The sequence below is a fragment of the Streptomyces sp. NPDC059695 genome (assembly GCF_042733785.1).
Classification (GTDB): domain Bacteria; phylum Actinomycetota; class Actinomycetes; order Streptomycetales; family Streptomycetaceae; genus Streptomyces.
In genome coordinates this window covers 67,014-80,141 of sequence record NZ_JBHWFF010000026.1, presented here as the reverse complement: position 1 = coordinate 80,141, position 13,128 = coordinate 67,014, and the positions used below count along the sequence as shown (strand labels likewise).

General features: G+C 74.6%; 10 protein-coding genes. 4 read left to right on the top strand and 6 right to left on the bottom strand.

Annotated elements, in window-relative coordinates; translation table 11 throughout:
* Positions 1–206 precede the first annotated feature (206 nt).
* From ACFV2S_RS28210 to ACFV2S_RS28200, 3 genes are all read right to left on the bottom strand, one after another.
* Complete coding sequence (locus ACFV2S_RS28210) at positions 207–2,300, bottom strand: ATP-binding protein (protein ID WP_385564792.1); 2,094 nt, start codon at positions 2,298–2,300, stop codon at positions 207–209.
* Between the two features lie 188 nt (positions 2,301–2,488).
* Complete coding sequence (locus ACFV2S_RS28205) at positions 2,489–3,289, bottom strand: crotonase/enoyl-CoA hydratase family protein (protein WP_385564789.1); 801 nt, start codon at positions 3,287–3,289, stop codon at positions 2,489–2,491.
* A gap of 43 nt (positions 3,290–3,332) precedes the next feature.
* Positions 3,333–4,130: a VOC family protein gene (locus ACFV2S_RS28200; RefSeq protein WP_385564786.1), complete on the bottom strand. Its 798-nt coding sequence runs from the start codon at positions 4,128–4,130 to the stop codon at positions 3,333–3,335.
* Between the two features lie 372 nt (positions 4,131–4,502).
* On the opposite strand from ACFV2S_RS28200, the gene ACFV2S_RS28195 reads away from it, so the two are divergent.
* Positions 4,503–5,906 (top strand): sulfatase, encoded by a 1,404-nt coding sequence (locus ACFV2S_RS28195; protein ID WP_385564783.1) that lies wholly within the window; start codon positions 4,503–4,505, stop codon positions 5,904–5,906.
* Positions 5,907–5,930: 24 nt separating this feature from the next.
* Here ACFV2S_RS28195 and ACFV2S_RS28190 read toward each other — a convergent pair whose 3' ends face one another.
* Positions 5,931–6,857 (bottom strand): LysR family transcriptional regulator, encoded by a 927-nt coding sequence (locus ACFV2S_RS28190; RefSeq protein WP_385564780.1) that lies wholly within the window; start codon positions 6,855–6,857, stop codon positions 5,931–5,933.
* A 92-nt stretch (positions 6,858–6,949) separates the two neighbouring features.
* On the opposite strand from ACFV2S_RS28190, the gene ACFV2S_RS28185 reads away from it, so the two are divergent.
* The 3 genes from ACFV2S_RS28185 (at position 6,950) to ACFV2S_RS28175 (ending at position 12,002) form a co-directional block, all read left to right on the top strand.
* On the top strand, positions 6,950–8,389 hold the full coding sequence (locus tag ACFV2S_RS28185; protein ID WP_385564777.1) for an MFS transporter: 1,440 nt from the start codon (positions 6,950–6,952) through the stop codon (positions 8,387–8,389).
* Positions 8,390–8,580: 191 nt separating this feature from the next.
* Positions 8,581–9,861 (top strand): serine hydrolase domain-containing protein, encoded by a 1,281-nt coding sequence (locus ACFV2S_RS28180; RefSeq protein WP_385564774.1) that lies wholly within the window; start codon positions 8,581–8,583, stop codon positions 9,859–9,861.
* A 254-nt stretch (positions 9,862–10,115) separates the two neighbouring features.
* Positions 10,116–12,002: an AMP-dependent synthetase/ligase gene (locus ACFV2S_RS28175; protein WP_385564771.1), complete on the top strand. Its 1,887-nt coding sequence runs from the start codon at positions 10,116–10,118 to the stop codon at positions 12,000–12,002.
* Between the two features lie 54 nt (positions 12,003–12,056).
* On the opposite strand, the gene ACFV2S_RS28170 is transcribed toward ACFV2S_RS28175, so the two are convergent.
* Both ACFV2S_RS28170 and ACFV2S_RS28165 read right to left on the bottom strand, forming a co-directional pair.
* Complete coding sequence (locus tag ACFV2S_RS28170; RefSeq protein WP_385564768.1) at positions 12,057–12,572, bottom strand: DinB family protein; 516 nt, start codon at positions 12,570–12,572, stop codon at positions 12,057–12,059.
* Positions 12,569–13,123, bottom strand: a complete 555-nt coding sequence (locus ACFV2S_RS28165; RefSeq protein ID WP_383788523.1) for a helix-turn-helix domain-containing protein — start codon at positions 13,121–13,123, stop codon at positions 12,569–12,571. Before ACFV2S_RS28165 ends, ACFV2S_RS28170 begins: the two co-directional genes overlap by 4 nt.
* Between the last annotated feature and the right edge of the window lie 5 nt (positions 13,124–13,128).

Here is a 13,128-nt window from a genome sequence, read left to right as displayed (position 1 = left end):
CTGGGGGGGGGGGGGGGGGGGGGGGGGGGCGTCCGGGTTTGTGCCCCCCCCCCCCCCCCCCCCCCCCCCCGCGCCCCCGGCGCGCGCGGGGGGGGGTGGGGGGGGGGGGGGGGGGGGGGGATCCAGCAGCGCCGCTGCCGACTGCGCCACGGAACAGCTCGCCGTCTCCGCCGTGAAGGAACCCGCGGGGGACCGAGCGGCCGGGGCTACGAACCGTTCGCCGCGGCGATGTCCCGGTCCAGTTCCCGGGTGAGAACGTGGTCGTGCGTCTCCTCGGCGATCTGCCGGGCCTGGGCGAACCGCCGCAGGGCGACCGCCGCGGCCCCCTCGGCCGCGCTCACGCGGCCGAGGCCCTGCAAGGCCCGTGCCTCGCCCCGCTGATCGCGCAGCCCCTGCGTCATCTCCAGACTCCGGCCGAACGAGCGCGCCGATGCCGCCGGCTCTCCGTGCTCCAGCTGCGCCTGGGCCAGGTTGCGCCACGCGTACGCCTCCGCCCGCCGGTCGCCCAGGCTCTGGAACTCGGCCAGCGCCTCCTGGAACAGCGGGATCGCCTCACCGTGTCGCCCCTGGCCGCCGAGGACGATCGCGAGGCTGCGCTGGGACTGGGCCGCGAGCCTGCGGTCCCCGGCCGCACCGAGGCGTACGACGCCCTCACCGAGCAGGCGCGCCGCCCGGTCCCAGTCCCCCAGGTTGCGGTGGACGATGCCTTCGAGGAGCAGCAGCGTGGCCAGGCCGTGCTCGTCGCCCGCGGCGGTGTATCCGGCACGGGCCCCCTCGTACGCCACCAGGGCCTCGTCGAGCCGGCCCAGGTCCCGCCGCAGCGCACCGGTGTCGAAGAGCGTGATGGCCTCGGCCCAGCGGTTGTCCGACCGGCGAGCCGCCTCCAGGGCGAGTCCGACCGAGACCTCCCAGTCGTCCCAGATGGCGAGCATCTCGAAGAACGGGGCGCCGATGTGGGTGAGTTCCCAGACCGCGTCCCAGAACCCGCCCGACGCGGCGAGCCGTACGCAGGCGACGATGTTGCGCTGCTCGCTGATGAACCAGGCGACCGGGTCGCCCAGCAGCCGGTCGAGGTCACGGGCCTCGACGGCCTGGCGCGGATGGGAGCCGGTCTTGCGCACCTCGCCGGGCTGGAAGCGGTCCTCGGCCGTGGCCGCGAGGGTGAGGTACGCGCCCAGGAGCCGCCCGGTCGAGGCCGCTGACCCCGATTCGTGCTGCTCGCGAGAGAGCGCCCGGATCAGGTCGTGGAAGGTGTAGCGGATGGTCCCGGTCTCGTCGGGCCCGGTCGCGTCGATCAGCTGCGCGGACACCAGCGCGTCCAGGTGACGCTCGGCGGCGCTCGACGGGACGTCCATGAGCGCGGCGAGCGCCCAGGTCGTGAAGTCGGCCCCGGGGAAGAGTCCGAGCAGGCGGAAGGCCCGCTGCTGCTCGTCCGACAGCCCGCGGTAGCTGATCATGAACGTGGAGCGGACGTCGAGGTCGCCGATCTCCAGGTGATCGAGCCGGCCGCGTTCGTCCGCGAGCCGGTCGGCCAGGTCCGCCACGGGCACGTCGGGCCGCTCCGCGAGGCGGGCGCCCGCGATGCGCACGGCGAGGGGGAGACGGCCGCAGAGGGCCACCAGGCGTCGCGCGGCCTCGGGGTCGTCGGCCACGCGGTGCGCGCCCGCCACGCGGCCCAGCAGCTCGACGGCCTCATCGGGTTCCAAGAGGTCAAGCACGATGCTGTGGGCTCCTTCTATGGTGCTGAGCGGGGTGCGACTGGTGACGATCACCGCGACGTCCGAGGTGCCGGGCAGCAGGGGGCGCACCTGGCGGGGGCCGTTGGCGTTGTCGAGGACGATGAGCAGACGGCGGCCGGCGGTGAGCGTGCGCAGCAGCTGTTCGCGGTCGTGCGGCGCGTCCGGGATCTCGCGGGGATCGGTGCCCAGCGCACGCAGGAAGTGCCCGAGCACGGCCTCCGGTTCGGCGGGAACGGGATCGTATCCACGGAGGTTCGCGAACAGCTGCCCGTCCGGGTAGTCCTCGGAAGCGCGCTGAGCCGCTCGTATCGCGAGGGTCGTCTTGCCCAGACCTCCCTTGCCCGCGATCGCGGCCACGAGGGGCCCGCTCGAACGTCTTCTCGGGCTCAGCAGCTGTGCCAGGGCGTCGAGTTCACCGTCCCGGCCGGTGAAGTCGGTGATGTCACGGGGTAACTCCCTCGGCACCGGGTGTCCCGGTCCGTCCGGACTGCTCCGGGTGCTCTGCGCGTAGGCGAGAGCGCCGCTGGCCAGGGCGGTGACCCCCGCCAGGGTGTACTGCACGGGGCCGACCTCCCCGAACGCGTCCCACCCTGCCCCTGCGGCGGCGAACGCCCCTGCGGTACTTGCGATGCCTACGAGCCAGCGCGCGCGTGGATTCACATCGGGCATGGTAGCCATCACCCCGCGCGACCGTACGGGAGTTCGGACTCTCCCTCTCCCGCGCCGGCGACCCCCGCGACCCGGCCGGTTCAGGCGGTGAAGGACCCGTGCCGTCCCGCGCCGGCCGCGAAGCGTGCGGCGCCGGAGCGGGTCTCGCCCGCCGACAGCGGGACCATGCCGTGCCGCAGCTCGGCGGCCAGGGCCTCGGTTTCGGGGAGGCCGTGCTGCTCGCGGACGGACAGCCGGTCGTGGCGCAGGCACAGTTGGGGGAAGCCGGCGATCTCCCGGGCGAGTTCCTCCGCCGCGGCCCGGGCCCGGCCCGCCGGTACGAGGCGGTTGGCGAGCCCGATCCCGTACGCCTCGGAGGCGGGGACCGGGCGGCCGGTCAGGATCAGGTCCATGGCGCGGCTCTCGCCGATCAGCCGCGGCAGCCGGACCGTGCCCCCGTCGATCAGGGGCACGCCCCACCGGCGGCAGAACACCCCGAAGACCGCGTCCTCCTCGACCACGCGCAGGTCGCACCAGAGGGCCAGTTCGAGGCCTCCGGCGACGGCGTGCCCGCTGACGGCCGCGATGACCGGCTTGGTCAGCCGCAGCCGGGTCGGACCCATCGGACCGTCGCCGTCGGGCGCCACCCGGTTCCCGCGCGGGGTCCCGACGGCCTTGAGGTCGGCGCCCGCGCAGAACGTCCCGCCCTCGCCCCACAGCACCGCGACCGCGGCGTCCTCGTCGGCCTCGAACGAGCGGAAGGCGTCCGCCAGCCGCTCCGCCGTCGGCCCGTCCACGGCGTTGCGGGCGGCGGGCCGGGACAGGACCACCGTCGTCACGGGCCCGTCGCGCTCGACGCGCACGGCGTCCCGCTCGGCCGGTGTCGCTGCTGCTTCGGTCATGGGGGCATTCTGGGACGACGGCGGCCCCGTTTCCAGACCGGGGTCAGGCCGCGGGCGGGGTGAGGACCACGAAGTCGGCGCCCGACGGGTCGAGGCAGACGGCGAGCCGGCCGACGCCTTCCATGTCCACCGGCCCCATCTGCACGCTTCCGCCCCTGCGTCCGACCTCGGCGACCGTGGCGTCGCAGTCGGCGACGGCGAAGACGGGGTGCCAGTACGGCCGTCCGCCCGCGAGGTCGAGGTCCTCCGCGGACAACTGCATGAGGCCGCCGTGCATGCGCTCCGCGGAAAGCCCCGCGGGGGTGATGAGGCTGTACGTGCCCGCGCCTTCCGGCAGTTCCATGTCCTCGAACCACCAGCCGAGGACCCCGCCGTAGAACTCCTTGGCGGCCGCCGCGTCGGTCGTGTACAGCTCGGTCCAGCTCAGCGAGCCCGGCTCGTCCATCAGCTCGGCGCCCTTGATCCCGCCCCCCTGCCAGACGGCGAACTGTCCCCCCAGCGGGTCGCTGTACTGGGCCGTCCGGCCCTGCTCGCCGAAGCTCCTCGGCGCCACCCGGACCGTGCCGCCCGCGCCCTCCACCGCCCGGGTCGTGGCGTCGGCGTCGGCGACGGAGTAGTAGATCATCCAGGCCGAGCGCGCGCCGGGTTCGGTCAGCCTCCCGAGTCCGGCGACGACCTTCCCGTCCTTGCGGAGCATCCCGCCCTCCGCGTCCTGTCCCTCGCCCATGGGCTCGTACTCCCAGCCGAGCACGGCACCGTAGAAGGCCGCGGCGGCCGGCACGTCGGGGGCGCCGAGGTCGAGCCAGCAGGGGGAGCCCGGGACGAAGGCGGTGGTGAGCATGGTGATTCCCTTTCGCGGATCCAGTACGTCCCAGCCTGGCACCGGACACCGCCTCCTGCCCGTCGGGCGCCGCTCCCCGCGTCATTTCATCCGCCGTACATGGAACCGCGGATCCCCACCCCATATTGTCGTGGCCATGGCAGCAGGAATCCTTACTGCGCGCCGCCACGTCGACCAGGGACGCACGGCGAGCGCCCTGTGTACGGTCGCCCCGGCGCGCTGAACGCGCCCCCCTTCCCCCACGGGATCCCCACCCGGCGGCCTCCGCCCGACTCCCGTCTCTTCCCCTCCCGCACCGCGCCGACGGCGGAACCCGCCGCCGCCCGTGCGCGGGCGCCCCCCTGTGCCCCCGCACCCAGAGGAACGGACATCATGAGCGAGAACCGACGCCCGCAGGTGAGCCGGCGAGGCTTCCTCGGCGGCGCCGCCGCCGTCGCGGCCGCGACCGCCGTGCCCGCCGTCGCACAGGTCGCCGCGGCCGGCCCCGCCGCTGCCGCCGCCCGGCCGAACATCCTGCTGATCGTCACCGACGACCAGCCGAAGCACACCGAGTGGGCCCTGCCCAAGACCGTCGCCTGGCTCGCCGAGCAGGGCGTGCGGTTCACCAACGGCCACGTCACCACCCCGCTGTGCGCTCCCTCGCGCTCCAGCGTGTTCTCCGGCCGCCACGCCCACAACCACGGCGTGCGCAACAACAAGGCCTCGTACACGCTCGACCAGAGCACCACCGTGCAGAAGTACCTCAAGCAGGCCGGCTACCGCACCGGCCTCTTCGGCAAGTACCTCAACTCCTGGACCCTGGCCGACAACCCGCCGCACTTCGAGGAGTTCGCCCTCCTCCAGCCCGGGTACGTCGACGCCCGCTGGAACGTCGACGGCACCGTCCAGACGATCGACGGCTACACCACCACCATCGTCAAGAACCGCACCCTGAAGTTCCTCGACAAGGCCGCCACCGACACCCGGCCCTGGTTCGCCTACGTCACGCCCTACGCGTCCCACGGCCCGCGCACCCCCGAGGCGAAGTACGCCGGCACCGAGGTCCCGGCCTGGAACGGCCGCCCGTCCGTCCCCGAGGGCGACCGCGCCGACAAGCCCGGCTACATCAAGGACGCCACCGGCACCCTCGCCGACGGCCGGCGGATCCGCGCCGAACAGCTGCGCACCCTGCTCTCCGTCGACGACGCGGTCCAGGCCTTCAAGGACCGGCTCCAGGCCCTCGGCCAGCTCGACAACACCCTGGTCATCTACATCGGGGACAACGGCTTCAGCTGGGGCGACCACGGCTGGACGGCGAAGTCCGTGCCCTACCGCCCGGCGCACGAGGTGCCGTTCTACCTCTCGTGGCCGGCCGGCGGCCTCGGCGCCGGAACCCAGGACGACCGGATCGTCGCGAACATCGACATCGCGCCGACCATCCTCGACGCCGCCGGCATCACCCCCGCCGCCCCGCAGGACGGCCGGTCGCTGCTCTCCGGCCACAGCCGTGACCACCTCCTGGTGGAGTGGTGGAAGCAGGGCACCGGCGCCGGCGGCGCGCCCACCTGGTCCTCGTACGTGGCCAAGGACGAGCAGTACACGGAGTACTACGACCTGACCACCGACGGGAACGGCACCGTGACCGGCACCGGCCAGGTGAAGTTCCGCGAGTACTACGACCTGGTGAACGACCCGTACCAGCTGACCAACCGGCTGTACCAGGCCACCCCGGCCCAGGAGCAGGCCCTCGGCATCCCCGCCCTCGCCGCACGGCTCGCCGCCGACCGCGTGTCCTGACACCCCCGCCGGACCGGTCCGCGCTCAGCCGGACCGGTCCAGCAGCAGGTCCCGCACACAGCCCCGCAGCCAGGCGTGCGCCGGGTCGGCGTCGTGGCGCGGATGCCAGGCGAGGCCGACCGGCAGCGGCGGCAGGTCGAGGGGCACGTCGAAGGCGACCAGACCCAGGGACTCGGCGAGCACGCGGCTCCGCGCGCTGATCAGGCCGACGAGGTCGGTGTCCCGGAGGACGAACAGCGACGCCGGGTACGTGCCGACGCCCGCGGCGACCCGGCGCCGCAGCCCGTGCTCGGCCAGCGCGGTGTCGACCGGACCGCGCATCCGTCCCCGGCGCGAGACGACCAGGTGATCCGCCTCCGTCGCGAACCTCCGCCGCGTCAGACGCCCCCGGAGGAGCGGGTGCTCCGCCCGGACCACCCCGAGCATGCGGTCGTCCAGGACGTGCTCGGTGCGCACCTCGGGGTGCACGGTGTCGATGACACCGATCTCCAGGTCCGCGACTCCCTCCCGCAGCGTCGGCGCGTCGACGTGGCTCTCGTTCAGGAACCGCAGCCGCGTCAGCGGCGCCTCGCGGGCCGCCCGGGCGAGCAGCGCGGGGCCCAGCTGCGCGGCGTGGGCGTCCTGGCCGAGCACCGTGAACGTCCGGGCGACCGTGCGGAGATCGGTGGGTCCCGAGGCCGCGAAGAGCGCCCGGGCCCGCTCCACGACGGCGCCGACCTCGGCCCGCACGGACAGCGCGTACGGAGTCGGCACCATGGCCCGCCCGGCGCGCACCAGGATCGGATCGCCGAGCGCCTTGCGGATCCGGCCCAGCGTACGGCTGGTGGCGGGCTCGGACAGATGCAGCCGCCGGGCCGCTCCCCGCACGCTCTGCTCCTCCAGGAGCACGTCGAGCGCGAGCAGAAGGTTCAGGTCGAGACCGGTGGGCTCTACGGATTGCGTCACACGCACTCACCCCTTGCAAAAGATGCACTGGAAGTAATCCAAGGGCCGAGCCTACGGTGGGCTGACACCCCCTCACCACGTCGCTCCCCGGAGGAGCCATGCCCTCGCCTGCCCTCGCACCGCCTCCCGCCGCCCCGGCCGGCCCCGCGCCGGGCCCGCTCACACGGCCGACGCTGCTCGCCCTCTGCGCCTGCGTCCTCGTCGCACAGAGCATGGTCGCCGCCATCAACCTCCTCATCCCGCAACTGGCCGCCTCCGCCCTCCACCCGTCCGCCACCGAACTCCTGTGGACGGTGGACGCGTACGTCATCGTCTTCGCCGGACTGCTCATCCCCGCCGGAGCGCTGGGCGACCGCCGGGGCCGCAAGGGCGTCCTGCTCGCCGGTCTCGCGCTGTTCGCCGCGGGGGCGGCGATCAGCGCCCTGGCGACCTCGCCCGCGCTGCTGATCGCCGGCCGCGGGGTGTCCGGCGCGGGCGCCGCCTGTGTCATGCCCGCCACCATGTCGATCCTCGTGCGGCTCGCCGGACCCGAACGCCGGGCCGGGGCCCTCGCCTCCTGGACCCTCGCCGTCGGCCTGGGCGGTCTCGCGGGCAACGCCGGCGGGGGAGCGGTCGGCCAGTTCCTCTCCTGGCGCGCCCTGTTCTGGCTGATGGTCCCGCTCGCCGCGGTCCTGGCCTGGACCGTGGCGGTCACCGTCCCGCGCACCGAGCGTTCCCCGGACGGACGCCCCGACCCCCGCGGCACCCTGCTGCTCGTCGCGGCCCTGGTCGCCCTCCTCGCCGGCGTCATCGAGGGCCCGGCACTCGGCTGGACGTCCCCGCGCATCCTCGCCCTCTTCGCCGCGGGCACGGCTTTGACGGGCCTCTTCACCTGGTACGCGCTCCGCTCGCCGGCCGCCCTCCTCGACCCGCGGGTCTTCCGCTCCCGAAGGCTGCGCGCCGCCGTCCTGGGCACCGCCACCGGGTTCTTCGGCCTCTTCTCGCTGTTCTACGTCAACGCGCAGTACCTCCAGTACGTCAAGGGGTACGGCCCCGCCCTCACCGGCCTCGCCATCGTCCCGCTGACGATCGGCATGGCACTGTTCCCCAAGGTCGCGACCCGCTGGCAGGCCGCCTCGGGGCCGCGCCCCGCGGTCGCCACCGGGCTCCTCCTCATCGGCGCCGGACTCCTCGCGGTCTCCACCGCCGGAGCGGACACGCCGTACGCCCTGTACGCCTGCCTGCTGCTCGTCATATCGGCGGGCACCGGCCTGTGCATGCCGGCCCTGACCGTCGGCGTCGTCACCTCCCTCCCCGCCGCGCAGGCGGGCCTCGGTTCCGGCCTCGGCACCTCGGCACGGGAGATCGGCGCCGCCCTCGGCGTGGCCGTCACCGGCACCGTGCTCGCCGCGCACGGGGCCGACGCCCGCGCCGGGTCCTTCGCCGACGCGATGAGCCCGGCCCTGCGCACGGCGGGCGCGGTCGTCCTGGCCGTCACGGTCCTGGTTGTCCTCGGGTACCGGGGCGGGGCCGGGGGACGGACCGCCTCCGGGGCCTGAGCGCCGAGGGCGCGGGGGCGCGGGTGTGGGCCGGATGGCGCAGGCGCCGCGCGGCGCGGCCCGCTCCGCGAGACGGTGGCCGCACCCCGGGACGACACGGCCCCGTGGCCGGGGAGCGCCCGGTCGTCCGACCGCGCCCGGACCGCGTGCCCGCGCGCCGCTCCTGGTCCCGCAACCGAGGAGGAACGCGCATGTCCCGACGTGTCACCGCCGCGCACGGCGGCCGGAGTTCCACGGGGTCCGCCCCCGGCCGTACCGGACCCCGCCCCGGGCGCCGGCTGCGCGCGGCGGCCGTCGGCGCCGTCACGGCGGCCGCCGTCCTGAGCGGCGCCGCGGCGGTGCCGGTCGCGGCGGCCCCGTCCGGCCCGGTCCCGCACGACTCCGCTCACGGCGACCCGGCACTCCAGCGCGCCCTCGCCGGTCTCGTGGGGGCGCCGGGCGGCCCGCCCGGCGCGATCGCGGTGATGACCCGCGACGGCGTACGCCAGGTCTACCGGGCCGGCACGGCCGAGATCGGCACGGGGCGTCCGCCGAGGACCGGCGACCACATGCGCATCGCCAGCGCGGCCAAGGCCTTCAGCGGCGCGGTCGCGCTGAGCCTCGTGGACCGCCGGGCCCTCGGCCTGGACGACACGATCGGCCAGCGTCTGCCTCAACTCCCGCGAGCCTGGCATGCCGTGACGTTGCGTCAACTACTTCAGCACACCAGCGGGCTCCCCGACTACAGCAGGAGCCAGGCCTTCCAGGACATCGTCCGGGCCGACCCCCGCCACCACTTCGACTCCCGGCGGCTCCTCGACTTCGCGGCCGGACAGCCGCTCGCCTTCCCGCCGGGCAGCCGCTACGCCTACTCCAACTCGGACAACATCGCGGTCGCCCTGATGGCCGAACAGGCCACCGGGCGCCCCTACGAGTCGTTGCTGCGGCAGCTCGTGTACCGTCCGCTCGACCTCACCGGGACCAGCCTGCCCCAGGGATATCTGCTGCCCCGCCCCTTCCTGCACGGCTACGACACCACCCCCGGCGAGCCGCCCGAGGACGTGAGCGAGGCGATCAGCGCCTCCGGGGCCTGGGCGTCCGGCGGCATCGTCTCCACCCCCGCCGACCTGAGCCGGTTCATCGGCGGCTACGCCGGACCGGAGCTGCTGACCCCCGCCACCCGCCGTGCGCAGCAGGACTTCCTCCCCGGCGGCGCCTCCGAGCCGGCCGGTCCCGGGGCCAACGCGGCCGGCCTGGCGCTCTTCCGGTACACCACCCGGTGCGGCACGGTCCTCGGCCACACCGGCAACACCCCCGGCTACACGCAGTTCGCCGCGTCCACCCGGGACGGCCGGCGCACGATCACCGTCTCCGTCACCAGCCAGGCCACGCTGGACCCCGCCCTGCTGGCCCGGCTGCGCGCGGTCGAGGAGCAGTTCGTCTGCGCCCTGCTGGACGACCGGGGGCCGGGGTCCTGGAAGCCGCGTCCGTAGGACCGGACCGCTCGCCGGGCCGCACGGCCCGGGCCCGGTGGACGGCGTGCCCCGGGTGCGTCACCACCGGGCGGGCCCCGGCGGCCCCGTGGGGCCGGGGCCCGCACCTCCCGGGACCGCTGGTCGCGGTGCGGGGCGAGACGCACGGCCGCCGACCCCTTACGCGGTGACGGGTTTCCCCCTAGCCTCACCTCTGCGCACAAGTTACCTGCCGGTCAACAACGTTGGCGGGCGGACCGGGCCCGGAGGTCGCCATGAGTTCCGCGCAGTACCAGCTCGACAACCGGCCGCGTTCGGTGGCGCACCTCTTCCTCGCGCGCGTCGGGGCCACCCCCCACCGCGAGGCCTACCGCTACCCCGTGGCGGTGGGGCGGGGGGCGCCCGGCGCCGAGGAGTGGCGCTCGCTGACCTGGGCCCAGACGGCCGAACGCGTGACGGCGATCGCGGCCGGCCTGCTCTCCCTCGGGCTGCGGACCGAGGAGCGGGTGGCCATCTCCTCCTCGACCCGGGTGGAGTGGATCCTCGCCGATCTGGGGGTGATGTGCGCGGGCGCCGCCGCGACCGCCGTCTACCCCAGCACCGACGCGGACGAGACGGCGTACATCCTCGCCGACTCCGGCAGCCGGGCGATCTTCGTGGAGAACGCCGCCCAGCTGGCCAAGGTCGCCGGGCACAGGGACCGGCTGCCCGGACTCGGCCACGCGATCCTCTTCGACGCGGAGGAGGACCTCCCGCAGGTCGCGGGCCTGGAGGTGCTGGGCCTCGCCGAGCTGGAGGAGCGCGGCACGGCGTACCTCCAGGAGCACCCGGAGGCGGTCGAGACGGCCGTCGGGGGCATCGAGCGGGAACAGCTCGCCACCCTCATCTACACGTCCGGGACCACCGGCCGGCCCAAGGGCGTGCGCCTGGTCCACGACTGCTGGTCCTACCAGGGCGTCGCGCAGGAGGTCAGCGGACTCCTCGAACCCGACGACGTGCAGTTCCTGTGGCTGCCGCTGTCCCACGTCTTCGGCAAGGCCCTGATCTCCGGTCAGGTGCGGACCGGGCACGTGATCGCGGTGGACGGGCGCCTCGACCGCATCGTCAGCAACCTGCCCGTCGTCCGGCCCACCGTGATGGCCTCGGCTCCGAGGGTCTTCGAGAAGGTCTACAACGGCATCGCCGCGAAGGCGAGGGCCGAGGGCCGGGTCAGATACCGGGTCTTCCGGTGGGCGGCGAAGGTCGCCCGCGAGCACGCCAGGACCGGCCAGGAGACCCTGGTGGCGACGGGGACCCGCACCGTCCCCCTCCGGCTGACCGTGCAGCACGCCCTCGCCGACAGGCTGGTCTACGGGAAGATCCGGGCGGCCTTCGGCGGCGAGCTCCGGGGCAGCGCCTCGGGCAGCGCCGCCCTCGCGCCCGAGATCGGCTACTTCTTCGCCGGCGCGGGCGTACCCGTCCTGGAGGGCTACGGCCTGACGGAGACCAGCGCCGGCTGCACCGTCAACCCCGTCGACGACCACCGGGTGGGCACGGTCGGCCGGCCCCTGCCCGGCACCGAGGTCCGCATCGCCGAGGACGGCGAGATCCTCCTGCGCGGCCCCGGGATCATGCGCGGCTACCACAACCTGCCGGACAAGACCGCCGAGGTCCTGGAGAGCGACGGCTGGTTCCGCACCGGGGACATCGGCGAGCTCGACCGGGAGGGATTCCTCCGGATCACCGACCGCAAGAAGGACCTCTTCAAGACCTCGGGCGGCAAGTACGTCGCGCCCACGGAGATCGAGAGCCGGTTCAAGGCCGTCTGCCCGTTCGTCAGCAACGTCCTGGTCATCGGCGACGGCCGCAACTACTGCACCGCCCTGATCGCCCTCGACGAGAGCGTGATCATGCCCTGGGCGGCGTCGAACGGTCTCGCCGGCCGCGGATACGCCGACGTCGTCTCCTCGCCGGAGGTGCGCACACTGATCGACGGCTACGTCCGGCGCGTCAACGGCGACCTGCAGCGCTGGCAGACGGTCAAGAAGTTCGCGGTGCTGCCGCGCGACCTCGACGTCGAACACGGCGAACTCACCCCGAGCCTCAAGGTGAAGCGCCCCGTCGTGGAACGCGCGTACGCCGAGGCCGTCGAGGCGATGTACGAGGGAACCCGCGAGGCCTGAGCACCGCGCCTCCCCAGCTCGTCCGGTACGGCACTCCCGGGGCCGTACCGGACGTCACGCGTCTCCGGTGACCCCGTCCGTCCGCTCCCGCAGGAAGTCGGCGTGGCCGTTGTGCCGGGCGTACTCCTGGACCATCACCATGGAGACCCAGCGCACACTGAGCGCGACCCCGCGCGTGGACGTGAACGTCTCGTCGAGGCCGTGCCCGGCCGCCGCGGCGTCGCACAGGGCGACCTCGGCCCGGTACACCCCGAAGTCCCGCTCCGCGTCGGCCGCCCGGACCCCGCCGAGTCCCTCGTCGCCGTCCGACGGGCCGGTGAAGACGTCACCGACGTCCTCACCCGCGAAGCCGCGCCGGAACCACGACCGCTCCACCTCCGCCATGTGCCGGACCAGGCCCAGGAGGCTGAGGCCCGACGGCTCCACCGTCGCCCGAGCCAACCGGTCCGGGTCGAGACCGGCGCACTTGGCGAGCAGCGTCTCCCGGCCCTCCAGCATCCGGCGTTCGGTCACGGATCCCAGGTCGCCCAGCTGCCGCGTGCGCACGACCGGCGGCGCCGTCCACGTCATGTCTCCAGCACCTCCACGTGGTCGCCGATCGCGACGGCGAGGACCCGGGAGCCCGGTTCCGTGGTGCGCCAGCGGTGACGGACGCCGCCGGACAGCAGCAGCGTGTCCCCGCGGCCGAGCCGGTGGACGCGGCCGTCGGCCTCCACCTCCACGGAGCCGTCCGCCACGTACAGCAGCTCGTCGTTGCGGTGCCGGAACTCCCGGTCCGCCTCGTGCGCGCCGACGAACTCCAGCGCGTGCAGCTGGTGCCGGCCGCGGACCACCGGGCGGACGCGTGCCTCCCGGTCGAGGCCGCTGTCGTCGCCCGCGCGCACCACGTCGACCGTGCGGGTCTCGTCGGAGGCGGCCAGCAGCTGGACCGCCGTCGTCCCGAGGGCGTCCGCGATCCGCTGGAGCGAGCGCATGCTGGGGCGCGCCCGGTCGTTCTCGATCTGGCTCAGGAACGGGGACGAGAGCCCGCTGCCCTTCGCCACCTCGGCGAGTGTCAGGTCCAGTGCCCGTCGCCGGCGGCGCACGGCGGCGCCCACCCGCGGTGTGTTCGCGGCCTCCATGGTCG